At 69.8% G+C, this 23301-nt stretch carries 13 protein-coding genes; 4 read left to right on the top strand and 9 right to left on the bottom strand.

The features are described 5' to 3' along the window. Positions 1 to 195: 195 nt before the first annotated feature. Positions 196 to 1185: a class A beta-lactamase gene (gene bla / locus WME89_RS25970; RefSeq protein WP_438011766.1), complete on the bottom strand. Its 990-nt coding sequence runs from the start codon at positions 1183 to 1185 to the stop codon at positions 196 to 198. A 103-nt stretch (positions 1186 to 1288) separates the two neighbouring features. Continuing rightward, positions 1289 to 3184, bottom strand: a complete 1896-nt coding sequence (locus WME89_RS25965) for a S8 family serine peptidase (protein WP_438011765.1) — start codon at positions 3182 to 3184, stop codon at positions 1289 to 1291. Positions 3185 to 3531: 347 nt separating this feature from the next. On the opposite strand from WME89_RS25965, the gene WME89_RS25960 reads away from it, so the two are divergent. Next, on the top strand, positions 3532 to 4920 hold the full coding sequence (locus WME89_RS25960; protein WP_438011764.1) for an NAD(P)/FAD-dependent oxidoreductase: 1389 nt from the start codon (positions 3532 to 3534) through the stop codon (positions 4918 to 4920). A gap of 179 nt (positions 4921 to 5099) precedes the next feature. Here WME89_RS25960 and WME89_RS25955 read toward each other — a convergent pair whose 3' ends face one another. Continuing rightward, the gene (locus WME89_RS25955; RefSeq protein ID WP_438011763.1) at positions 5100 to 8804 is read right to left on the bottom strand and encodes a LodA/GoxA family CTQ-dependent oxidase; all 3705 of its coding nucleotides are present in this window, start codon (positions 8802 to 8804) and stop codon (positions 5100 to 5102) included. A 495-nt stretch (positions 8805 to 9299) separates the two neighbouring features. Here WME89_RS25955 and WME89_RS25950 point away from each other — a divergent pair, with 495 nt between their 5' ends. Both WME89_RS25950 and WME89_RS25945 read left to right on the top strand, forming a co-directional pair. Then, positions 9300 to 12212 carry a WD40 repeat domain-containing serine/threonine protein kinase gene (locus WME89_RS25950; RefSeq protein WP_438011762.1) on the top strand — a complete coding sequence of 971 codons (2913 nt, stop codon included), beginning with the start codon at positions 9300 to 9302 and terminating at the stop codon, positions 12210 to 12212. A 447-nt stretch (positions 12213 to 12659) separates the two neighbouring features. Next, positions 12660 to 14369: a right-handed parallel beta-helix repeat-containing protein gene (locus tag WME89_RS25945; protein ID WP_438011761.1), complete on the top strand. Its 1710-nt coding sequence runs from the start codon at positions 12660 to 12662 to the stop codon at positions 14367 to 14369. A gap of 272 nt (positions 14370 to 14641) precedes the next feature. On the opposite strand, the gene WME89_RS25940 is transcribed toward WME89_RS25945, so the two are convergent. Beyond that, complete coding sequence (locus tag WME89_RS25940; RefSeq protein WP_438011760.1) at positions 14642 to 15589, bottom strand: hypothetical protein; 948 nt, start codon at positions 15587 to 15589, stop codon at positions 14642 to 14644. Positions 15590 to 16372: 783 nt separating this feature from the next. Continuing rightward, a complete protein-coding gene (locus WME89_RS25935; protein WP_438011759.1) occupies positions 16373 to 17143 on the bottom strand; it encodes a hypothetical protein in 771 nt (256 codons plus the stop codon). Positions 17144 to 17774: 631 nt separating this feature from the next. On the opposite strand from WME89_RS25935, the gene WME89_RS25930 reads away from it, so the two are divergent. Then, complete coding sequence (locus tag WME89_RS25930; RefSeq protein WP_438011758.1) at positions 17775 to 18977, top strand: hypothetical protein; 1203 nt, start codon at positions 17775 to 17777, stop codon at positions 18975 to 18977. Here the strand turns inward: WME89_RS25930 and WME89_RS25925 are convergent. The 4 genes from WME89_RS25925 to WME89_RS25910 form a co-directional block, all read right to left on the bottom strand. Then, a complete protein-coding gene (locus WME89_RS25925) occupies positions 18944 to 19345 on the bottom strand; it encodes a DUF4156 domain-containing protein (protein WP_438011757.1) in 402 nt (133 codons plus the stop codon). The genes WME89_RS25930 and WME89_RS25925 overlap by 34 nt on opposite strands. Before the next feature lie 385 nt (positions 19346 to 19730). Next, on the bottom strand, positions 19731 to 20312 hold the full coding sequence (locus WME89_RS25920; protein WP_438011756.1) for a hypothetical protein: 582 nt from the start codon (positions 20310 to 20312) through the stop codon (positions 19731 to 19733). 581 nt (positions 20313 to 20893) lie between these two features. Continuing rightward, on the bottom strand, positions 20894 to 21898 hold the full coding sequence (locus WME89_RS25915; RefSeq protein ID WP_438011755.1) for a terpene synthase family protein: 1005 nt from the start codon (positions 21896 to 21898) through the stop codon (positions 20894 to 20896). Positions 21899 to 22122: 224 nt separating this feature from the next. Beyond that, a complete protein-coding gene (locus WME89_RS25910) occupies positions 22123 to 23268 on the bottom strand; it encodes a Rieske 2Fe-2S domain-containing protein (RefSeq protein WP_438011754.1) in 1146 nt (381 codons plus the stop codon). Positions 23269 to 23301 lie beyond the last annotated feature (33 nt).

Below are 23301 nucleotides of genomic sequence, written 5' to 3'. Positions count from 1 at the left end.
ATGGCACGGATCCCCCGTACTGGTCTGCCGAACGTCATGGCGATGATCAGCGGGCAAAGCCCGCCTGATTCACGAGGGGCGGCCGTCACCGGCGGACTGGGCGTCGTGCTCCCCTCTGCGCCGGCCTGCCCGGCGCTGCCTTCACCGGACGGCAGATGTACAGAAGCCGTGGCGAACGAGCCGCCGCGCCGGCTCTCAGCCGAAGGCCTCGGTGACGATCCGGGCGACCTCGGCGTGCGCGGCGTTCCGCGCGTCGGCGCTCGCCGACGGCGCCTTGACGAAGCTCGCGATGACGATCGGCGCGCGCGACGGCGGCCACGCGACGGCGACGTCGTTCGCGGCGCCGTTCTCGCCCGTCCCGGTCTTGTCGCCGACGGTCCAGTCTTTCGGCAGGCCCGCCCGGAGACGGGTGAGGCCGGTGGTCGCCCGGACCATCCACCCCACGAGGCGCGCGCGTGAGGCCTCCCGGAGGGCGCGATCGCCGACCAGGAGGACTCGACACGTGTCGGCCATGGCGTCGGGGGTCGTCGTGTCGCGGGGATCGCCGGGGAGGTCCGTGTTGAGGGCCGGCTCGTTCCGATCGAGGCGCGTCACCTCGTCGCCGAGGCCGCGGAGGTAGGCGGTGAGGCCGGCGGGGCCGCCGATCTGCGCGAGGAGGAGGTTGGCGGCCGTGTTGTCGCTGACCTCGACGGCCGCCGCGCAGAGCTCCTCGACGGTCAGGCCGCCCTCCGCGAGGCGAGCGCGCGTGACCGGCGCGTGCTCGAGGAGATCGGACTCACGGTAGGTGACGCGGCGGTCCAGCGTGAGCTGGCCCTGGTCGACGCGCGCGAGGATGCTCGCCGCGAGCAGCGCCTTGAAGGTGGAGCACATGACGAAGCGCTCGGCGGCGCGGTGACCGATGCGCGCGCCGGTCGCCGTGTCGAGCGCGGCCACGCCGAGGCGGCCGCCGAGCTGCGCCTCGACGCGCGCGAGGGCCGGTGCGGCCTGCGCCTGCGGCCCGGGGGACGCTGCTTGCGAGGAGGTGGCCGGAGCGGCCGCGGCCGCCGGGGAGGAGCTCGCCGAGCTGGCGCTCGATGCCTCGGCTCCGGTGGGCCGCGGCGGCGGTGCCCCTCCACAGCCGATGAGGAGGATAGAGGCGGCTCCACCGAGGAAGCCGCGGCGTGACGAGCGAGGAAGTTCTTGCATGCGGGCTGCCGTACGCCCGCGAAGCGAAGCTTATTCCCGAGGAGGCGACGCGAGGCAGGCGACGCGAGGCAGGCCTCCCCGGGGCCAGCCGGCGCCGTCGCCCTCACTGCGCGACCACGGACAGTTCGTCGGACTGGGGCGACACGCCCAGGTCGTTGCTGCACGAGATCTTGTAATGATAGGTGACCCCGGCGGTGACGCTCGTGTCCTCGTATTTCCACTCGCTCTGCGGGAGCGTCGCGACCTGCGTATAGGTGCCGCCGGGGGACGTGGCGCGGAAGACCCTCGTATCGACCGAGCCCGGCGAGCAGCCCACCCCGACCGCGATCTTGCCCGGCACGACGTCGAAATAGTAGGGCGGGTACGGCTGCTCCGGGATGCCTGTCAGGTACTCGATCGCGTCGATCTTGAAGCCGTAGGTCGTGGCCGACTCGTCCGAGGACACCTCGAAGAAGAGCTCGCCGGGCTTCCAGTGCGTCCAGAACCCGCTGGCGTAGCTCCCGGTCAAGTACGTGTCGTCGCCGTCGTTGACCATGTACTGGAGCACGACCCCCGGGGCGAGCTCCACCTTGCTGAAGTGGGCGCGCAGCAGCTTGGCGTTGCGCTTGGTGACGTGGCCAGTGAACCCATCCTCGCTGTCGTACGGGTGGCTGCTCTCGAGCACGTACGCCTCTCGCGTCGGATCCTGCACGACCTTCTTGAGGACGCGGTAGCTCCACGGGGTGCTCGAGCCGCTCACCGTCGCTCGAACGCGGTAAACGTGCGTCGAGCCGGTCACAAGGCCGCTGTGCACATAGCTCAGGGCGTTGCCGACGTTGACCGTGGAGCCGTCCACCTCGACGTCGTACCTGGTCGCGCCGGACACCGCCGGCCATTGCAGCGTGACGGTGCCCGGGACCGAGCTGGCGGCCGGTGCCACGGGGCCGACGTCCTTCAGGGCCGCGTAGGCGTCGAGCATGGCGCCTGTCTGCACGACGCCGGAGAGGCTCGTCAGCTTCATGCCCGTGCGCAGGATGCGATCGCGGATCTGGGTCACCGTGAGGCTCGAGTACTTGCTGCGGAGCAGGGCCGCGACCCCGGCCACGTGGGGCGCCGCCATCGAGGTACCATCCATGTACCCGTACTGGTTGCCCGGGAGGGTGCTGTAGATCCCCTTGCCCGGCGCGCCGATGTGCACGTGCGCCTCGCCGTAGTTGCTCATCGGGGCGACCTCGCCGGTCGGGTCGACGTTGGCCACGGAGATCACGTTGGGGAGCGCGTACGCCGAGGGGTAGTTGTACGCCGCCGTCGAGTCGTTGCCCGCCGAGCAGACGAACAGGATGCCCGAGCTGGCGATCGCCGCCTTCACGCTCTCGTTGTAGAAGTCCGCCCCGCCCTGGCTGACGCTGATGATCTTCACGCCGACGCTCCTGGCATAGTCGATGGCGTCGATCATCGAGTCATCGTCGGCGCTGGCCCTCATCGGCAGGATCTTCACCTTCGGCGCCACGCCCACGACGCCCTGCGAGTTCGAGAGCCGGGCGGCGATGATGCCCGCTATATGCGTGCCGTGAGCCTGCGGCATGTTCATGCCGTCGCCATCGACGAAGTCGCAACCGGACGAGTGCCCGCACGGGTAGATGTTGGTGATCAGGTCCGGGTGCGTCAGGTCCGTGTCCCCCGGATCGATGATGCCCACGATGACCGAGGTGGACCCCTGCGAGATGTCCCATGCCGCGCGAGCGTTGATGTCGACGGGCGAGACGGCGACAACGTCGGTGGTGCCGCCGCCGATCTCCTCGATCGGGACCGTCTGGCCCTGGTTGTAGAGCGACCACTGCTTCGAGAAGTGCGGATCCGTCGGCGTGAGCGCGCTGCTCGCGGCCGCGATCTCTGCCGCCGGGGACGAGCCCGGATCGTCGTCCAGCTCCGTGTCGACGCCGCAGCCACCGGCCCCCAGGCCGATCGATGACGACGCGACCAAAGAAACAAGAAATTGACCAGTACGATTCGTTCGCATGGGTGTCCTCTTCCCGCTGACTGCCGTTCGTCGGCTCTGCCCATCACGCGTTGAGCGGGTTCGGCGAGCTCGACCGGCGTCGGATTGCGCCAACGTGTATCACATCAACGCTGAACGTAAATGGGTCCATGGTCGTAAATCGGTCCAGGGGAACGAACCGGTTAAGTCAAGGCCGTCACTCGCGACGAAACTTTGCTCTTAACAGTAAATAACGCGCGGAAAGGGGGCGCTTCCGGCCGGGTTCAAGTGAGGCGTCGAGCCATCGAGTTCGCGCCATGGCGGCGGTCGCAGGGCCCGTGCTGGCCGGCGCGGCTTGCTGTCCCGGCGCGATGGAGCGAGCGTGCCTCATGCCGAGAGGAGCCCCGCGCCCGGGGCGATCGCACGGAGAGCTGCCGGCGCGCGCGGACGTCCTGGTGCTCGGCGGCGGCCCTGCCGGCGCTTCCGCCGCGATCGCGCTGCGTCGCCGTGGCCTCTCGGCGCTCGTCGTCGAGCGTGCCGAGGGGCCGGGCGTGCGGCTCGGCGAGCACATCGCCCCGCCGGCCCTCCCGCTCCTCTCGCGGCTCGGCGTCCTCGACGGGGTCCTGGCTGGAGGGCACCGGCGCTCGGCCGGCGTCCGGTCCGCGTGGGGCGAGCCCGTGCTCCGGGACCGCGACTACGTCTTCTGCGCCGAGGGCGAGGGCTTCCACCTGAGCCGCGCCGTGTTCGACGCCATGCTCCTCGAGGCCGCCGAGGCGGCCGGCGCGCGCGTGATCCGGGGGGCTCACCCGCCGCCCCTCGTGAGGCGCGGGCCTTCGGGCTGGGTCGCCCGCATCGGCGGCGGTGAGCTCACGTTCTCCGTGGTGGTCGATGCGACAGGGCGGACAGCGTCCTTCGCCCGGGCGCAGGGGGCGCGGCGGCGCGCCTTCGATCGGCTCGTCGGCGTCGCCGCCTTCCTCGCCCCGCGCGCCGCTGTCGCGCTCGATGACGCGCTGTGGATCGAGGCGGTCGAGGGCGGCTGGCTGTACTCGGCCCCCCTCGCGGGCGATCGGGTGGTCGTGACGCTCTTCGCGGACGCGGACGCCGACGCGCTCGCGGCGGGCGGTCCGGCGGCGCTCGCCGGCGCGCTCCTCGCGCAGAGCACGCACACCGCCGCGCGCATCGCGCCGTTCAGCCCCGCGCGCGAGTGGCACGTGCGCCCGGCGTGCAGCGAGGTGTCCGACCCGATCGCGGGGCCGGGCTGGCTCGCCGTGGGCGACGCCGCCACCGCGCGCGATCCGCTCTCCTCGTCGGGCATCGCGCACGCCCTGGAAGACGCGATCGACGCCGCCGCCGCCGTCGAAGCCCACCTCGGCGGCGACGCACAGTCCTTCTCCCGGTACGCTGCGTCCCGCCGCCGCGCGTTCGACGACTACCTGTCGATGCGGACTCGATACTACCGGCTGGAGCAGCGCTTCCCGGGCTCACCCTTCTGGCGGCGCCGGTGGTGGTCCAGCCCGGAGGAGGCGCCTGTCTCCCTGGATCCGCGCGCTCGCCTCCGCCTCGCGCCCCGCGGCTCGCAGCGGGCGCGCAGCGCCTCCCCGGACCTGCCGGCGGGCGTGGATGTCGAGGCGCTCTGCAACGCGGCCGAGCAGGGCGCGCCGGCGCACGCCATCGTCGCGGCGTACCGGGCAGCCCACCCGGCCGGCGCGTCCGATCGGGCCGTGATCGTGGCCGTGCAAGCGCTGCTCGCGCGCGGGATCTTCGAGGCGGTCGGGTAGGGGTCCCGGAGGGGACCGCGCCTGGGGCGGGGGTGGTGCGGTCATCTGAACATGAAGGCGGAAGGCAGGAAGAAGTCTTGATAATCTTCCTGACTTCACGCCTTCATGTGAAACCCCTCTGGGTAGATGACAGCACCACCCGGGCGGGCGGGGGTCGAGCGCACCGACCCCCGGGGAGCTCAGTGCAGGAAGCCCTTGCCGCGGACCCTCCTCTGGATCTTCGGCTCTCTGGCGATGCGTGCGTCAGCCGCCGCGGCCCGGAGCACGTCAGCCGCCGCGGGCCGGCGGGGCGCCTCAGCCGCCGCGGCCAGGGGCACGTCAGCCGCTGCGGCCAGCGGCACGGCCGCCGCGCTCGGCGCGCCTTCGGCCTTCGGCTGCGTCCCGACCGGCATCGGGCAGCCGCGGTTGATCCAGGTGACGACCACGTCGCGATAGCTCCTGTCCCTCTTGTCGGGCGACCTCGCCTGGAACGCCTTGGCCATCGCGCCGTTCCCCGAGAGCATCTGCATGACCAGCGCGCTCCGGCCGGCAGACCAGGGCACCACCCAGCCGTTGTTCGGGTCCCTCAGCACCTTCATGAGCGTCAGCGTGCGCGCGTCGACCTCCTCGGGCTTCCCGGGCAGGTCCCCGGCCGGCCGGCCGGGCCGCTCGAACCAGGATGACAGCGACTTCACCGCGCATTCGCCCGGCTTCGCGTCCGGGTCGGCGAGGAGCACGCCGTGGCCCCCCGCGCCGGCCTGCCGCTCGCGGAAGGTGTCGAGCAGCCGGGCCATGGCGAGGCCCACGTCTTCGTCCATCACGGTCGGCTCCTTGCCGGCGAGGGCGCGCGTCCAGTCCCTCAAGACCTCGAGCTGCTCGTCGGTGAAGACCTTGTACATGGGCCCTCCGAAGCTCGTCAGCTGGAAGAACGGGCTCAGCTCCGGCTTGCCGTCGACGATCATGCCCGCGCGCCGCAGCTCCTCGAGCAGGCCCTTGGGATCGTGGAACCAGTTGTTCAGCAGGTTCGGGCCGAGGCGCTTGGTCCCGTGGTTGCGGTTCGCATAAGGCCTCTTCTGCTCGATGATCGCGATGACCTGCTCCTCCAGGGACTCGAGCCTGGCCTTGCTCCTCCTCGTCTCTATTTTTTCCTGGATGTCCTGGAACAGCGTGCCCGTGGTCGCGAAGGCCACGTAGCCGTTCCAGATCCGCCGCCAGGTCTCCTGCACCGCCTCCTCGCCGCGCTGGACCCGCACGTCGTCGAGGTAGAGCTCCACCGCGGTCCTGGCCTGACCGCCGTGACCGGAGACGGCGTTGTCGATGGCGATGTGCAGCTCGTAGAAATGCGGGTCGATTCCGTAGCTCAGGAGCTGCTCCCGCGTCGTGACGAGCACGGGAGCCTCCCACTCGAGCTGGAGCGTCATGCCCAGGATCTCGGGGAGGAAGTCCTCCGAGAACTGGGAGATGGCGAGCTGGAAGACCCCCACCGTGTATGCGGAGTCGAGCATCTTCGGGTTTTGCGCGTAGGCCTCCGACTCGACGGGCGGCAGGTAGAAGCCGACGCTCTGGAGCAGTGAGGTGTAGATGTTGCAGTGGTTCTTCGCCGGATCGCCGTTGCCGACCTCGTCGGACCAGATGGAGAAGAGCAGGGCGTGGACCTCGTCGATCGGGCCGGCGCGCGTCACGTTGCGCAGCCAGGCGCCGTCGAGCTGGTTGAACGGCGCGAACTGGTAGAGCCGATCGAGCATGTCCTCGTACGACTGGATCAGCTCGTCGGTGGTCGGGTCGTACTCTGCGCCGTTGGAGACATGCTCGTCGTAGATCGCCTCGAGGCGGGCGGCGAGCGCCTCCTTGCTGTACCGGAAGGGCAGGTGGAGCGGTAAGCAGTCCGGCGACCGCTGCAACGCCTCGGCCTGAGCGAGGAAGTCGAGCGCGAGCTCCCGCGCCTTCGGCAAGAAGGCCCGGTTCTGCTCGATGTTGAGCAGGATGTTGAACCACTCCCGGTGGTTCTCCGCGACGTTGCGGCCCACGAAGGGAGCGCGCTCGGTCTCGACGAAGACCTCGTCGCCGTTCCGGCCCTGCTTTCGCACCACGAAGCCGAGCTGGTGCCAGAGCTCGACCATGTCGTTGTCGCCGACGTAGGCGCGCAGCTGCCTTTGGTTCTCGGCTTCATCTTCGTTCGCGTTCGCGTCTTCGTCGTCATCTTTGTCTTCGTTCGGGCGGAGGCCGCGATCCCAGGGCGCGCGGCCGTCGAGCAGCTCGAGCAGGATGCCCGGGCGGTCCTGGGCGCCGACGCGCGCCGAGACGCGCTCGAACTCGGCCTGGGTGACGACGTCATCCGGCCGCTGCGCGGGCCACCAGTGCGTGTTGCACTCGTAGAAGTCCGCCTGCCACGGGAGGGCCATGTGCTTCGTGACGTCGCCAGGCCCGAAGGAGGGTGAGAGCCGGAACGGCTCGGCCCACGACCGCCGATCTGCGGCGATGTAGGTCATCTCGATGCCCGGGTAGAAGGGCCCGCCGACGCACCGCTCGAGCGCCGCGCGGTCGAGGGACTCCGGCTGCTGGTCGACAGGGTAGCTCTCGAGCCGATCCCTCGGCGCCGGGCGCTCACCCGGCGTGAAGTCCCCCTCCGCCCAGCGGCGGAGGATCTCGTACTGGCTGGGGAGCAGGGTCATCCATTTCGGCGGTTTGCCCTGCTCGGGATCGCCGTCGTCGCCGGCCAGGATGGGCATGAACTGCGCGTAGGCCTGGTCCCTGGCGAGCGGCGTGTCGATGCGCTTCCACGCCGGCGCTGCCTCGGTCGGCTCGGTCTTCCGAGGAGGGGCGAAGAAGGCGATGTCGTCGGGGCCCGCAAGGGCGGACGCCGGGAGGTCGTTGGGGTGGAATGGGACCGCGGCCGGGTTGCGGAGGCGCCTGAAGATCTGCTGGCGGAGCGCGGCCGACTCCTCCCCCGGGCTGGCGAGCCGCTTCTCGATCTCTGGGTCGAGGAAGTCGCCGCCGCGCCCGCGGCCGTGGCCGCGCAGCGCGTCCGCGTTGACCCAGCGCAGCTCGGCGATGCGCCGCAGGATCGGCAGGACATCGCGGTAAAATGCGACCTGCGCCGGCGGGTCGGGGGACCATGCCTCGCGCGCGACGTCGTGGAGCGTCACGATGTTGCCGAGGTCGGGCGCGAAATCCGGCGGGGCGACGAGGACGTGGGCGTTGCCTCGCACCTCGATCGATCTGTTGTCCACCTCGACGGTGGCGCTCACCGGTCCGTCGGAGATGTCGTCGTACCAGCCCACGTTGTTGGCGTAGTTGTTGGGCTGCTCCTTCGTCCCCGTCTTCGGGTTGCCGACGGGGTTGTCCGGGAGCGCCGAGGCCGACTTGCCGAAGCCGCCGAGGACGAGCAGGCGGCCCGCCGCGTCCGTCTGCAGCTCGCCGAGGGGGACGTTCCTCGTCTCGTGCTTGCCCTGTCCGAGAGGGTAGCGGAAGGTGCCGCTGTCGAAGCGGTACGCCGCGCCGCGCTCGCTCTTGCCGGTGATCACGCGCGGCCCTGGTCGGATCTCGAGGCCCGCGCGGTCCTCGCCCTTGACATCGGGGTTGCGCTCTCCCGCCTTCGGGTCGTCATATTTGCCCTTGAAGCGCGTGAAAGACGCCTTCTTGTTGGCGAGCTCGACACGCCACGTGATCGTCGCGTGGGCCGCTGTCAGCTCGCCGAGGGCGCGGCCCCGTGCGTCATAGGCATAGACGCGGAAGCGGGCGGCCTGGCGCTTGACGCGGCCCTGGGCGTCCTTGTAGCCGCCCGGGACCTCGGCGGGCGCGCCCGGGTTCTCCGGGCCGATGAAGAAGGCACTCGGGCTGTTGCCGACCCGGGCGATGCCGAGCCCCGGGTATATCTTGCAGCAAGCGATCAAGCTCGTGTCCATCGTCTCCCCTTGAAAGACGTCGATCTCCCGCGGTGAAGTGCGTCGTTGTCGGGTGCGCCTCGCGAGAGCGGGTCTCCGGCGCGCCCGCCGCTCGAGCTGGCCGTCCTCGGTGGCAGCCATACCACGGCCGCGCTGGGCGCCGCGAGCGCCGTTGTTCATTCACTATGGCGATCGGACAGAGCAGCGCGAGCCGCGAGCTCCGCGGCGTGCTCCGTCCCCGCGGTCCGGTGCGTCTTCGCGGGCGCAATTCTCGCGCTCGCGCCGCGCGCGCCGCAATTCTCGCGCTCGCGCCGCGCGCGCCGCGAGGGCGGGCGGGAAGGGCGCTGATCGCACCTGCGGGCGCAGCGCGCGTCCCTCGACCATCTCCACCTGTCGAGCTCGCGGAGCGCGGCGCCGCGCCCTCGAGCCCTGCGCCGCCCTTGACAGGCGGTGAGGGGGCCGGGTAGGGTCGAGGCACACAGCCGGAGCCTCTGTCCGCTGCGAGGGTACGCGCCTATGCAGCCTTCAGACAACACCTGTGCGGTCGCGGAGGCCGCGGCGGCAGCAGAAGCGACTCCGGCGTCGAGCGGCACGACGCTCGGCTGGGATGGGCCGCCGGTCACACTGCTGCACTCCAGCCGTTCTCCGGCCATCCCTGGTTATGAGCTCGTGGAAGAGCTGGGCCGGGGAGCGATGGGCGTCGTCTACCGGGCCCGGCAGCTCTCGCTGGATCGGTTCGTCGCACTGAAGGTGATCCTCGCCGGGAAGCACGCCGGCAAGCGGCAGCTCGCGCGGTTTCGCGTCGAGGCCAGGGCGCTGGCGTCGCTGAGCCACCCGAACATCGTGCAGATCTACGATGTCGGCGAGGCCGAAGGGGTCCCTTATTTCGCGCTCGAGCTCGTGGAGGGAGAGACGCTGGAGCGGCGGCTCGAGCGCGGGGCGTGGTCGGTGCGCGAGGCGGCGCGGCTGGTGCGGACGCTGGCGGAGGCGATGGCCGCCGCCCACCAGCGGGGCATCGTCCACCGCGATCTCAAGCCCAGCAACGTCCTGCTCGCGCGCGACGGCTCGCCCAAGATCAGCGATTTCGGGGTGGCCAAGCGGCTGGAGGGCGGCGCTGGAGAGACGCAGACAGGAGACCTGATCGGCACGCCCCTCTACATGGCTCCGGAGCAGGCCCAGGGCCGCAGCGCGGAGATCGGCCCCGCGGCCGACGTCTACTCGCTGGGGGCCATCCTTTACGAGCTGCTCGCCGGCCGCCCGCCCTTCGTCGGCAACGGGCTCGTCGATCTCCTCCACAAGGTGCTCCTGGAGCCGCCGGTGCCCCCGAGCCGCGTGCAGAGCGGCCTCTCGCTCGACATCGAGGGGATCTGCCTCAAGTGCCTCGAGAAGGAGCCGCACCAGCGCTACCCCAGCGCGGCCGCGGTCGCCGAGGATCTCGAGCGCTTCCTCAGGGGCGCGCCGGTCCGCGGGCGCCCGCGCTCGACGTGGGAGCGCCTGGAGGCAGAGCTCTACTTCAAGAACATCGCCCTGGCCGAGCGCGAGTGGGCGGTCGGCCAGATGCAGCGCCTGGACGACCTGCTCAACGCGTGCCCCGCGTCGCTGCGCGGCTGGGAGTGGCACTGCCTCCTCGGGCTCCGCCAGGGCAAGCTGCTCACCGTGCGCGGCCACGAGGACGTGATCTACTGCGTCACGTTCAGCCCGGATGGCCGTCAATTCGCCACGTCGAGCGACGATCAGACGGTCCGTATCTGGGACGCGGCGACGGGCGAGCCGGTCCGGATCTTCCGCGGTCACACCGATCAGGTCTACGCCATGCGCTTCAGCCCGGACGGCGAGCGCCTGGCTGCCGCCAGCCAGGAGGGCATCGTCCGCATCTGGGACGTCCGCGCCGGCTCGACGGTGCACCTCTTCCAGGGCCACACGGACGTCGTCGTGAGCGTCAGCTACAGCCCCGATGGGCGCCTCATCGCGTCGGCGAGCGACGATCACACGGTGAAGCTCTGGGACGCCGGCACGGGGAGCGAGATCCGCACCTTGCACGGCCACACGGACATGGTGAACAGCGCGGTCTTCAGCGCGGACGGGCAGCTCGTCGCCTCGGCCAGCTACGATCAGACGGTGAGGGTCTGGGACGTCGCGACAGGCCAGGAGCGGCATCGCCTGTGCGGTCACTCCGCGTTCGTGTGGGCGCTCGCCTTCAGTCCGGATGGGCGTCATCTGGCCTCTGGCGGCGGAGACAAGATCGTCCGGATCTGGGACGCCACGACGGGGCAAGAGGTGCGCGCCTTTCGTGGGCACAGCGGCGGCGTCTTCAGCCTCGCCTTCAGCTCGGACGGGGCGCGCCTCGTCTCGGGCAGCGGGGACAAGACGGTGCGTATCTGGGACACGGCCACGGGCCAGGAGGCGCTGACGTTGCGCGCGCACACCGACACGGTGAACTGCGTGGCCTTCAACCGCGACAGCTCGCTGCTCGCGTCGGCGAGCGACGATCGCACGGTGCGCGTGTGGAGCGCGGCGACGTCCGACGCGTCGAACGACGCCGTGCCGATGACGCTGCACGGCCACGACGCGAGCGTCCACGCCGTGGCGTTCAGCCCGGACGGGCGGCAGATCGCGTCGGCCGGCGAGGATCGCGCGGTGCGGCTGTGGGACGCCGATCAGGGGGAGTGCCTCTGGAGCGTGTCCAGGCACGCAGCGCTGGTGACCAGCGTGGCGTTCAGCCCTGACGGCCGGGTCCTGGCGTCCGCGAGCGCCGACAAGACGATCGCCCTCTGGGATACGGAGGAGATGAGCGGACTGCCCATCTCCACGCTCCGGGGGCACACCGATCGCGTCTACGGCGTGGCGTTCAGCCCCGATGGCCGCGGCATCGTCTCGTGCGGCTGGGACCGGACCGTCCGCGTGTGGGACGTGGCCGCCGGCGAGACGAGGCGCGTGCTCCGCGGGCACACCAACTGGATCTGGAGCGTCGCCATCAGCGCCGACGGCCGGCTCCTCGCGTCCGCGAGCACGGACTGGAGCGTGCGCTTGTGGAGCCTGGCCACCGGGGAGGAGCTGCGTGCCCTGCGCGGCCACACGCTGAAGGTCCTCGGGGTGACCTTCAGCCCCGACGGGCGGCGCGTCGCCTCGGCGAGCGCGGACCAGACGGTGAGGGTCTGGGAGGTGGAGACAGGCGCCGAGGTCTGCGCCCTGCGCGGGCACACAGAGCGCGTGTACAAGGTCGCTTTCAGCCCGGATGGCCGCTGTCTCGCCTCGGCGAGCGAGGACCAGACGGTGAGGGTCTGGGACGTCGCTGCCTGCCGGGAGCTGCGCACCTTTCGCGGGCACACCCAGGCCGTCAACCACGTCGTCTTCAGCCCCGACGGGCGCCGGCTCGCCTCCGCCAGCGATGACGGGACGATCAAGGTCTGGGAGGCGGCGCTGCGCTGAGCTCGACGCCGTGGCCGTGCAGGAAGCGAAAGAGCGGCGAAAGGTCTCGTCGGGCCATCCGTCGGCATGGGCGAGGTACACGGCGCTCGGGCAGCTCGGCTCCCGTGCGCCCCGAGCGCGCCCTCTCTCGACGTAAACTTACCATCTGAGGCGAACCCTTCGATCCCTCGATGAAAAGTCGAGCGACCCGTGATTGATCGAGGGCGCTCCGGCACACGGGGAGAGAGGGACGACGCGTTCCCGATCTTCGTCGCGGGTCGAAAGGAGAGCTCTATCTCAACCAGGGCGTGCAGCGTGGGTGTACGGTGGGACGGCCACCACGAGGAGATCGATCTTCGGATCGCGTCCGGATTTCCACCTCGCCCTGGGAGAACCCACGGCGTGAAAACTGGCAACGAGGTCGGACGCTTCTTGTCGGCGACTTCACTTTCTCGCGAGGCTACACCGATGAGCATGAATCGAAAGCAGTCCCTGGCGGCGACCTCGACGATCGCGGGCCTCTTCGTGCTGCTGGCGACCGGATACGCGCGCGCGGCGGAGCACTACGTGGCGCCGGACGGCAGCGATTCCAGTCGCGGGACCATGGACCAGCCGTTCGCCACCCTTTCCAAGGCGAACAGCGCCGCCGCCGCCGGTGACACCATCTGGGTGCGCGGCGGCACCTACTACATCACGAGCCAGCTCGTCCTTTCGAGGAGCGGCACCTCGGACACCAACCGCACCAAGGTCTGGGCCTACCCAGGTGAGAAGCCCGTGCTCGACGCGTCGAGGTATGACACCAGCAACCGGGCCGTTGACGTGCCGGTGGTCCTGGTGACCGGGAGCTGGATGCACCTTCGAGGGATCGAGATCGGCAACGCCAAGGTGGGCAGAAGCGGCGACCACTCGTACTCGCTGCTCCGCACCAAGGGCTCCAGCAACAACACCTTCGAGCTGCTCCACCTCCATCATGCCTTCGGGCCCGGCCTGTTCATCGATGGAGGCAACGGCGGCAACCTGATCCTCGACTCCGACGCGCACGACAACTACGACCAGGACGGCAGCCAGGGCGACGGTCAGAACGGAGACGGCTTCGGGGTCCATTACCAGATGACGGGTCCCATCACGACCATCCGGGGGTGCCGCGCGTGGAACAACTCGGACGATGGCTACGACTACATCTCGCAGGAGGTGCCGGTCATCACCGAGGGCAGCTTCGCCATGTCGAACGGTCGGGGCAGCGAGGGCAACGGCAACGGGTTCAAGGTCGGCAGCAGCAAGACGGGCGTCCGGCACATCGTGCGGAACAACGTGGCCTGGAAGAACAAGGCCGCGGGCTTCTACGCGAACCATTCGTCGGGCGGCAATACCTGGCTCAACAACACCGCGTACAACAATGGGGCCCAGTACAACATGCTGGCGAGCCCGCCCAACGATAGCAGCCAGACGATCATCTTGACCGGAGCGCTCGCGCACCAGATGCGGAACAACATCGGCTTCCCGGACAAGAACCGGAACATGGAGGGCGTCGACACCGCGTTCAACACCTGGGACCTGGACATCACGGAGACGAGCTCGGCCTTCGAGAGCACGTCCGACGCCGGTTGCACCGGCCCCCGCGAGGCCGACGGCAGCATCCCCTCCGCGTGCGTGTTCATGAAGCTCAAGGCTGGGAGCGCTTTGATCGACGAAGGCACGGACGTGGGGCTTCCGTTCGTCGGTTCGGCGCCGGACCTCGGAGCTTACGAGTTCGGCGCCGGGCCGACCGCAGGGACGGGTGGCGGCGCCGCCGGTGGCTCGGGCACCGCTGGCGGCGGGATGGGCGACACGGCAGCCCATGGAAGCGGTGGCGATGGGTCCGGTGGCACGGTCGGCACCAGCGGTGGAATGGGCGCAGCTGGCGGCGCTGGCCAGGGTGGCGCTCTGGGTGTCGGCGGCTCCCCGGAGACCGGCGGCGCCACGGGCGGCGCCGATGGTGAACCGAGCGGCCGCGCTGGAGCCGCAGGGACCTCGGACGACGACAGCTCCGCGGCGGGTTGCGCTTGCGCCGTCACGCCCGACGACGCTACCGCCGGTATGAGCCGGTTCGCCTTTCTCGCGCTTGCCTCCGCGTTCGCCGCGCGCTCCCGCGCTCGGAGGACGGCGCGACGCGAGGGCGGCCGGCGGGCGAGGTCCTGATCCGAAGGAGGACAAGGGAGATCGAGACCCACCGTGAGCCCCCGTGGCGGCGCGCGCCGGCGGGAGGGGCCGCGCGACAGGGGTGGCTTCAGTATGGATGACCGGGGACATTCATCTCTATCGAATAGAGCGAGTCGCCCGCCGTGATGTAGAGCGTCTTCCGGTCGGCCCCGCCGAACGCGACGTTCGACGCCTGGCCCACCCCCTCGATCGTGCCGAGCCTCGCGCCGGGCAGGGAACCGCGCCGGAGGCGTTGAGCGCGGTGGAACACCTCAGAAGACGCCGGCCACGCCTGCGGTCGCGCCGCCTTCGACGGGCGCGAATGTGGGCCGGACCCACGCTTCGTTGGCCTTGCGATCGCGGCGGGGCAGGTCGGGAGCCATGTTCCGGGTCGCGACCGCGCCGATGCCCAGCCCTACGCCCGCGCCGAGCGCCGACAGAAGGAAGAACGGCCGCGGCTGGATATCCCTCGCGGCCGAGGCGTAGATCCCGCCGGCGAGCAGGCCGCCGCCGATGCCGCCGAGATCGATGTAACGCACCCGCGCCGTGGACGGCGAGAGACGGCGCCCGAGCAGCCCCGTCGTCACCGCGCCTGCCGTCATCCCGACGAAGCCGGCGGTCCCGGCGAGGATGGCCCTCTCGGAAGCGTCGAACGAAGAGGAGCCGCTGAGGGAGCCGGCCGCGATGGCGAACGGGATGATCCCGCCCCACTCCGCCCCGCTCTGGATGAAGGACGCCCGCCCCGGCGTGGTGCCGAGCGTATGACCCAGGAGCCCGCCCGTCAGGGCTCCGGCCGTGGACGCACCCCACACGATGCCCGCGGTCGCGCCCGCGGACAGCCTGGAGCCCTCATCGAAGACATCGAAAACTCCAGTATCCGAGCTGTCGTCCGCGCTCGCGCCCCGGTGAGCGCTCACGCCGTGGGCGATGAAGCTCGCATAGACGCCCGCGCTCAGGCCCGTGGACAGCCCCGCCGCGATGGCGCCCGGCACGCCGCGGCGCAGCGGCTCGCCCGTCGAGTCGAGCAGCGCCACGGCTCCGGCGCCGAGGGCCGACATGCCGATGGCAGGCAGCACGAACGCGGCTGGCTTCCCGCTCTCGGACGCGATACCCACCGCGACGCCGGAGCCGACGCCCCAGAGCACGGCGTTGCCGTAGAGCATCGCGAGCTCGTCGGAGGTGCGCCTGTCCTCGCGCGGCGACGGCGCGTCGGCCGACACCGGAGCACTCGGCGTGGGCCCGTGCGGCGCGAGCGCTGGAGTCGACGCCGCGCTGGAGCGGGAGAGAACGGCCGTTTGCGCGTAAGACGACGCGGAGATGGAGCTCCAGAAGAGAGCGGCGCTGAAAACATGCAGGAGTCGGATGTGAGCTCGCATTGGTAGATTCCTACTGTCTCCTGCCCGGCCGTGAAGCCGGGCGATGAAGGGCAAGACCCCCTTTCAAACCCTGCGTGCGGATTTCCCACGCACGACCTACCGGTGCTCTCTCGGGCCGCTGCATTGCCTCCGCCCCGCCGTGCGCCAGCGTGATCGCGAGCGCCGGCGCGCCGTATGTCATTGTCTCTTTCATCGACCATCTCTCCCTGGATGCCCGCGCGGGTACTCCGGAGAGGCGCCGGGAGGCCGCCCTCTGCCGCGATACCCGTCGCTCCACCGCTGGGCATGGCAATCCTCGAGCCAGGGCCCAGAGGTGTCGAGGAGCTGCGGCGTTCGCCGCGCGGGTGCGTAGCTAGGTGCCGCTCGCCGCGCTGCTGGCGGGTAGGAAGTCCAGGCGCTTTTGCTCGGGAGCTGCGCGATCGAGCAATGGATTGCGCGCTCGTCCGGCCGCCGCTGTGCTCGTCGAGCGGCGCGGGCAGGCGCCCCACCTTCGAGCCGGCGCTCCGCGGGGACGAGCGCGCGCGAAGCGGCGCGCGCCCACGGCGTCCTCGCGGCGGCCTCGGCGGCTCAGGAGGTCGCGGCTCCAGCGCGCTTCTCGCGGGTCGCCATCGTCGCTCCCGGCTCGGATCAGAGCCACTGACGGCATTCGTCGAGGTCCGCGAACCAGCCCGGCCTCGACTCCGACCCGGGGCCCCGGTCGGGGGAGAACATCCCGAGCGGCTGGATCGTGCCGTCCGGCGTCGTGGAGAACCCCCAGTAGGTATGCGAGGTGCAGCCCGCAGGGCAATCGCCCGCGCCCTCGTCAAAGATGTAGTGATAGCGATCGCCGGCGATCGAGAGACATACGTCGTCGCCGTCTCCCACCCTGGAATCCGGCTCCGCGTAGCTCACCCCCGGCTGCCTGGCGTACTCACGTGCGAGCACGGGTATGTTGTACCTGCCCTTGAACTCGATCACCACGAGCTCGGGCATGTCGTCGACAAGGGGCCTCATCGCCTTCGCGTTGTACACCCGGTTCAGGCACGCGACGGCGTTGTTGTTCCTCACGGACTCGCGCGCGCCCCCGTTCAGCCTGACGAGCAGGCTGTTCGACCAGTCGGGCGCCGCCCGGAGATCCCTCACGGCCGGGTGCGCGGCGCGGATGGCGGCCAGATCCCTCCTCGCGCGCTGGTAGATCCGCTCCGGCGCGACGAGCTCGCTCGTCGCCTCGATGGCCAGGAGCTCCGCCTCCTCGTCAGCGCGAGGTGTCGACGCGAGGGCCGCCGGCGGCGCCAGCGGCCTGTACCTCGCGCAATCGGCGGCGTCCGCGCCCTCTCCATATGACGCCAGGCTGAAGCACCCGACGAGCAGCGCGGCCCCGGCCGCCGCCTTACCGGGGCCAGACTTCCAGGTTGTCATTGCATTTGCCCTCCTTCTTGGGCATGAATTTTCACCTCAGCGAACGTGGTGCCCTGTCCGCCGATGTCCAGGTAACCGATCCCGGTCCCGCGACGAAAGCTACCCTCAGAGACGAGCTCCCTCGTCGGAGTCGGCCCGCAGAGCGCGCCTGTCGAAGAGGTCCAGGCTCGTCCTCGCGCCGCGCGAGCGGGCCGTGGTGATTTTGCCGTAGGCGCCTCCAGCTCTGCGATCCATCCTCACGGAAGGGAGGTCACCGTGGCTCCATCGGATCATGCCGGTCGCGTCCTGCGGCGAGTCCTCGCCCTCTCGCTCGGGCCCGTCGTCGCCGGAACCTGCGCGAGCCGGGCGGGGGGCGACCCGCTCGACTTCATCGGCGGAACGAGCCGCCAGCGGGCGCTCCGCGACCTGCTCCGCCGCGAGATGGGGAGGCCGAGGGCTTCACCGTCCACCCGCAGGAATGGTGGCACTTCGACCATCGGGACCGGGCGGAGTACGGGATCGGCAACATCAGCTTCACGGAGCTCGCGCCGGACTGCCGGCCTGAGGAGGCGATAGCTCCCTTGACGTACGGGGCCGGGGCGGCTCCGGGATTGTCGCACGGGCGCTGCGGATTACGCTCTCCTGGCGGACCATGGGACACCGGATCGTGCTGCTCGTGAGCCACAACCACCTCGACCCCGTGATGTCGTCGCTCCTGGTGGACGGCGTCGCGACGGCCGGCCTGCTCGCCATCGCCTTCCTCGCGCTCCGGCTGTCGCTCCGGCTGCGCCGCGCCGCCGCGCAGGCAGAGGCCTCGTTCAGGGCCAACGTCGCGCTCGCGCCCGGCGAGGGCGTCGTCCTGGGCACCGTGGAGCGGGAGCAGGGCGCCGACGTCGCCGTGCGCGTCGAGGTCGAGCAGAAAGGGTCCGAGATCGCGCGCCCCGGCAACTGGAGCCACGAGTGGACCGAGACCGGCCGCACGGTCCGCGCCCACCCCTTCTACCTCCGCCACGCCTGCGGCGCTCGCATCCGTGTGGAGCCGGGCGAGGACGTGATGCTCGTCGACGCGCTGGACGGCATGATCCGGGTCGATCTCACCCGGCGCGTCCGCGTGGCCGAGCTCATGCCCGGCGAGAAGGCCTTCGCGTTCGGCGAGCTCCGGCGCGCGCCGGATCCCGAGGCGCCCACCCTGGGGTACCGCGAGAGGGCGCAGGGATACGTGCTCGTGCCCCCGCGCAGGCGGCGCATGCTCCTCTCGTCCGAGCCGTTCGGAGAGCAGTTCGCGCGCAAGGCGGCGTTCCACCTGCGGTGGGCGATCACCGCCGGCGTCGCGTCGCTCGCGTTCAACGCCGCGTTCGCGCCCTTCCACGCGCGCCGCTGGCTGGGGGAGACGGTGGAGGTCTGCGTGACGCAGCTGCGGGAGAGCGATCAAGACCGCGGCAACTTCGACGTCACGATGCTGGGCCCTCACGGTGTCGCCTTCTCGGACGAGGTGTCCGATGTCGACGTTGCCCGGGTCCGCGGGGTCGAGCCGCTGGAGGCGCGCTACGTCCCGTCGTGGCCGTCGGCCAGCACGATCGGCCCCGACGTCACGGTCCATTCCATCGCCTACGTGGCCTTGCCGCTCTTCGGCGTCATCGCGATCGCCTACTTCTTCCGCGCGCACGCCGCGCTACCCTGGTACGAGAAGAAGCTGATCGAGCAGGGGAGCGGCCGGCTGGCCGAGAGCGAGTCGGCCGCGCGGGGGGACTGGAAGCGTCCGGAGGGGCCCCCCGGAAACCCGCCTCCGGATGATCGCCGATCCGACGCGGGATCGGCCATTCAGAGTCCGACGAGCCGGGGCGGGCACCTGTAGGCGCTGCCCATGTGGGTGACGTCGGTCTGCTCGCCGGATATGCTGTCTCTGTTGCCGGAGATCGTGTTTCCGGTGCTCGTGTTCTCCAGGACGACGTAGTTGCTCCCCATCTCGTGCGCCTTGTTCTTCATGTCGTTCACGGCGCCCTCTTGCAGGTTCGCGTTGCTGGTGAGCGGCCCGGAGATCGCGCCGCCCTGCTCGCCGATCACCGTCCCGCGGAACCGGCAGCCCTTCGGGGCCGGCTGCCTGGTGACGATGACCCGCTCCGCGCCCGGGTTGAGCTCCACCGCAGCGCAGGCGGGCAGGAGCGTAGAAGACGACAGCAACAGGGGGACGAGCGTGCACGCCTGGAACGTGTGGGTCTTCATACAGTCACCTTCTGCTGTTCGCACGGATAGCGATCCTGAACCGGAAAAGTCAGCAATAGAAATGGCTCATGTAAAGCTTGCGACTCGGCCTTGCCGTGCTCCCGTGGGCGCTTGGTGAAGAAGCCCATCACGAGGAGGAGAGACCGACGGCGAGAATATTCTTCGGCCTCGTTCCCATCACAAGCGGGACTCCAGCACCTCGCCGGCGACTACATGGGCGAGACCTGGCTGGCGAGCTCCGCGCTGCTCGCGCTGGGGCGAGGCGGCGGGAGCGGGCGAGGGGAGATGGCCGCGAGGAGCGGGGCAGGGGACGGGCGCGGGGGGGAGGTGTGAGGCGGGGGCGTTGCGTGGTGCTCACGAGCGCGCGGCGGTCGGCGCGCGTTGCTCAGCGGTCGCACCGGGCCTGCGCGGGGTTCGATTTGAGGAGCTCGCAGGCGGAGACGCGACAGCCCAGGGCGGCGCAGGCGGATTCGAAGCTGGGATGGCAGCAGCCGCCGGCGAAGACCTCCGAGGGGCCGCCGCAGTCGCCGAAGGACTGCGCGGAGCGGGCCGGAGCAGCGCATCGCACGGGCTTTCCGGAGGGCTTGCGGCCGGGGGTCGACGTCTGGTCGGGGGCAGGGGCCGGAGGGGAACCGGAGGTGGAGGGCCGGTCGAGGTCGGGCGCCGGCGCGCTGGCGGGCGCGGGATCGGCGCCGGGCTGCGGCGCGTGGCTGGTCGCAGGCGCCGGCGCCGTCTCGGGCCCGCGGGCGGGCTCGGGAACGGTCGTCGGCGCGCCGTCGGGCGCGGGCTCGGCGGAGGAGCCTGGCGCCTGGGCGAGCGACGGCGCCGGGGGCGCGGTCGAGGCGCCTGGCGCCTGCGTGCTCGTGCAGCGAGCGAGCAAGAGGAGGAGCGGGATCGAGAGCGCGAGAGCGGATGTTCGCGGCCTGGCGGTGCTCCACGCGAAGGCAGATGCGGGCGGACTGCTCATGGAGAACAGAAGCCCGAACGCGATCCGGACGTCAAGCTCGCCGTGGCGGCCCACGGCGCCTTCCGTCGCGCCTTCGACACGCGACGAGCCGAGCAATCCGTTGCTCGAACGCGCGAGGTATTGCGCGCAGTCGCGGCTTCCCGGGACGCTCGCTCGCCGCGGGAGACGAGTCCCGAACGAGTTAGAGCGCCCTCGCGGAAGCGGACGATCAGGCTCTCTGCATCGTGCAAGTAACGCGAAGAAGGCAATCTACCGCGCGCTGTGTCCCGTGAGCGAGGCAGGACGGCGGCGGGGCGCTGAAGTCGAGAGGTATCCTTGCAGTTCGTCCAGATGTCGGGATCTCCATGCCACCCTCGCGGCGATCGTCGTCGAATTCCGGGATCGTGGGCCTGGGTCCACCGGCAAAGTCGAGCACGCCGCGGCACCTGGGTCCGCTCTCGCTGGAGTGCCCGACCTGTCAGGGCAGGATGATGCTCGTCGCCATGGTCGCCGAGCCAAGGTACATCGCCCGCTTGCACACCGCGCTCGGTGAGCCTACCGAGGTTCCAGCTCGCTCGCGCAACCGAGGGCCGCCGTCCTGCTCACAGCAGGTCGTGAGGATAGGCGGCTTGACCGGCGCGGACGAGGTTCGTTGTCGCGTAACGGTCGGTCTTGCAGCTCCAGTCGAAGTAGCCGCGCATCGCCGTCATCATCCCCGTCACGAGCTGGCGGACGTTGTCGCGCTCACGCTCGGTCAGGTCGAGCGATACGCAGAGCTCCGGAACCTCTTCAGCGAGCTTGATGAAGTTCGCGATCCATTCATGAATGCTGTCGCGCGTCTCGGCGATGGCTTCGGCGCGCGAGCAGCGCCGCTCGTGCTGCACGACTAGGACGAAATTGTGTAGATCGCCCCGACCCTCTTCCTTCTCCAGGGAGTGGACGTCGTTGAGTGTGTCGACGACGTCCGCTGTAATGGTCAGCATGGCCTGGATCTGGGGCGTATGCCATGCTCGCTCCGGCGTCTCGAAATGATACGCCCGCTCGGTCATGTCCATCATGGCGTACACGAACCCGGATCGGCGACGCAGCTCGAAATGCTCTGCTCGAGTGGGCATGATCGCGCGATTGCGGTTCTTCGCCTCATCGACGTAGGCGTCGAGGTACCATCGCCAGTGGCGCGCCGTACGGGCGCAAAAGGCCGCGGTCCTCCCCTGCGTGAGGCGGCCCCAGACGTCGGCAAACGCGTTGATGAGCGGCTTGCTCGGCGGGCGAGGGGCCGCGGCGTCAGGCCGCATCACGCTCACCATGGCCTGACAGATCTTGGCGACCTCTTCGGGTTGGTCTGCCAGGTCGCTGTCGATCTGGTCGTCGAGGAGGGTCGCGACGATAACACCGTCAATGGTGAGGTCGAGGTCAGGGCCAACCGCTCCAGGGATCCAGCGCGCCATCAGGCCGGCGATGTCGTTGGACAGGTAGCGCTGCGCCGCGAGCTCGCTCCCCACAAGGCCGTGGGCTCTCGCCCAGTCATAGTTGCGTTTACGGGCAGCGGCCGCATCAGGGCTGATCAGGGATGGAAACGGAACATCAAAGTGGATATCTTGCGGCATGATGGACGAGCCTGTGTTATCAGCGTTTCCGAGTTCTTGTCGCTCTCATGGACGACCGTCGCGCGGTGTCGGCCGGCTTCGGCCTGACGGCGGCCTCGTCGCGCTGCCCTTGCGCTCCAGGTGCACCAGGGGCGACGAGGATGGCACCGCGCGCCTCGAAGCGGGGCGACTCCGTCGAGGCGGCCGGAGCCGCTATGGGTCTGCACATCAGCGTGGACTTCCGCTCATGATCGAGCAAGAGCCAATGCCGGCTCGGCGCTGCTGCGGTTCAAATGATCCAGCGTCGTCTTGTGGACCCACTTGGTGTAGAACGCGCGGAACTTCAAGACTCCTTCATCGTACCTGGTGAAGAAGCGCCCGCCATCTGCCTTCAGGGTGCTGAAGATCGCGATGTCTTGTAGAAAGGTCGCCTTGGTCTGCAGGCCAAAGACAACGAAGTTGACCGCATCCGACCAGATCTTGGCGGTCTTCTTGAACGCGAACGTCGTGTGCCATACCGTCTCATGGACGTCGATCGGGGTGATGCTGGTAAGCATCCTAAATATGATCTCACCATTGATGATCATCGTTATTACGCCTCCGCCTGGGAAGTAGCTGAGCCGCACCCTCATCTCCCTGGCGTCGAGTCCGAGCTTGCTGGCCAGCGCGCCGACGCTACCCAAATAGCTGTCGATATGCGCGTCGTACGACGCTCCAAACCACGCGCCTGCTCGCGCCAGCGCCTCGGCGCCGTGCTCCGGCCATTCTCGCCAATCGTCGTGTACATTGAGGACGATCGAGACGGCCGGCATCGAGTGTAGGCTGACGGCGTGCTGCGGATCGAAGACATTCTCGAGGACCCTCAGCGCCGTCGTCTTGGCTGTGCGCGCAAAGGTCAGGAGCCTGTAGCTGCTCTTCTCGCTCTCCGCGTATGGGAACTCGGGCAGAGGGAACATCGGCGCCCGAGATCCATACCAGATCCAGATGTATCCATACCGCTCGGCGGTGACATAGGTGGTCTGCTGAGCCGCAGCGGGTATATGGAGAAGCGGAGGGACGGACGTGCCGTTCCCCGGGATGTGCACGCATTTGCCGGTGTTGTCGTAACGAAATTGGTGGAATGGGCACTGAATGCAGCCGTCGACCACCTTCCCATCAGCAAGGCTGGCGCCCAGGTGCGCGCAGTGACGCTCCATGATCACTGGCCTGCCTGCCTGGTCACGCCACGCCACAAGGGGCTGGCCGAAGAGCTTCAGCTCAACTGGCTTATTCCCCAGAGTCGAGGCGCGCAGGGCGATATACCAGCTCGCTGCTAGCTTCGCGGTCGGCTCGCTGCTCTTGGCCTTTGGCTCTGCAGCCTGATCCTGCACAGGTGCAACTGGTTTGCTCATTTGTACAGTCCTCCGGATCGAAGCCCGCGCATT

This window comes from Sorangium sp. So ce321 (genome assembly GCF_051530195.1).
Taxonomy (GTDB): domain Bacteria; phylum Myxococcota_A; class Polyangia; order Polyangiales; family Polyangiaceae; genus Sorangium.
This window is presented reverse-complemented; position numbering and strand designations above follow the sequence as displayed.

What these genes read in the sequence shown, in the direction of transcription:
- bla (WP_438011766.1), bottom strand. Translation starts at nt 1,185, where the DNA reads ATGCAAGAACTTCCTCGCTCGTCACGCCGCGGCTTCCTCGGTGGAGCC.
- WME89_RS25965 (WP_438011765.1), bottom strand. Translation starts at nt 3,184, where the DNA reads ATGCGAACGAATCGTACTGGTCAATTTCTTGTTTCTTTGGTCGCGTCG.
- WME89_RS25960 (WP_438011764.1), top strand. Translation starts at nt 3,532, where the DNA reads ATGCCGAGAGGAGCCCCGCGCCCGGGGCGATCGCACGGAGAGCTGCCG.
- WME89_RS25955 (WP_438011763.1), bottom strand. Translation starts at nt 8,804, where the DNA reads ATGGACACGAGCTTGATCGCTTGCTGCAAGATATACCCGGGGCTCGGC.
- WME89_RS25950 (WP_438011762.1), top strand. Translation starts at nt 9,300, where the DNA reads ATGCAGCCTTCAGACAACACCTGTGCGGTCGCGGAGGCCGCGGCGGCA.
- WME89_RS25945 (WP_438011761.1), top strand. Translation starts at nt 12,660, where the DNA reads ATGAGCATGAATCGAAAGCAGTCCCTGGCGGCGACCTCGACGATCGCG.
- WME89_RS25935 (WP_438011759.1), bottom strand. Translation starts at nt 17,143, where the DNA reads ATGACAACCTGGAAGTCTGGCCCCGGTAAGGCGGCGGCCGGGGCCGCG.
- WME89_RS25930 (WP_438011758.1), top strand. Translation starts at nt 17,775, where the DNA reads ATGGGACACCGGATCGTGCTGCTCGTGAGCCACAACCACCTCGACCCC.
- WME89_RS25925 (WP_438011757.1), bottom strand. Translation starts at nt 19,345, where the DNA reads ATGAAGACCCACACGTTCCAGGCGTGCACGCTCGTCCCCCTGTTGCTG.
- WME89_RS25920 (WP_438011756.1), bottom strand. Translation starts at nt 20,312, where the DNA reads ATGAGCAGTCCGCCCGCATCTGCCTTCGCGTGGAGCACCGCCAGGCCG.
- WME89_RS25915 (WP_438011755.1), bottom strand. Translation starts at nt 21,898, where the DNA reads ATGCCGCAAGATATCCACTTTGATGTTCCGTTTCCATCCCTGATCAGC.
- WME89_RS25910 (WP_438011754.1), bottom strand. Translation starts at nt 23,268, where the DNA reads ATGAGCAAACCAGTTGCACCTGTGCAGGATCAGGCTGCAGAGCCAAAG.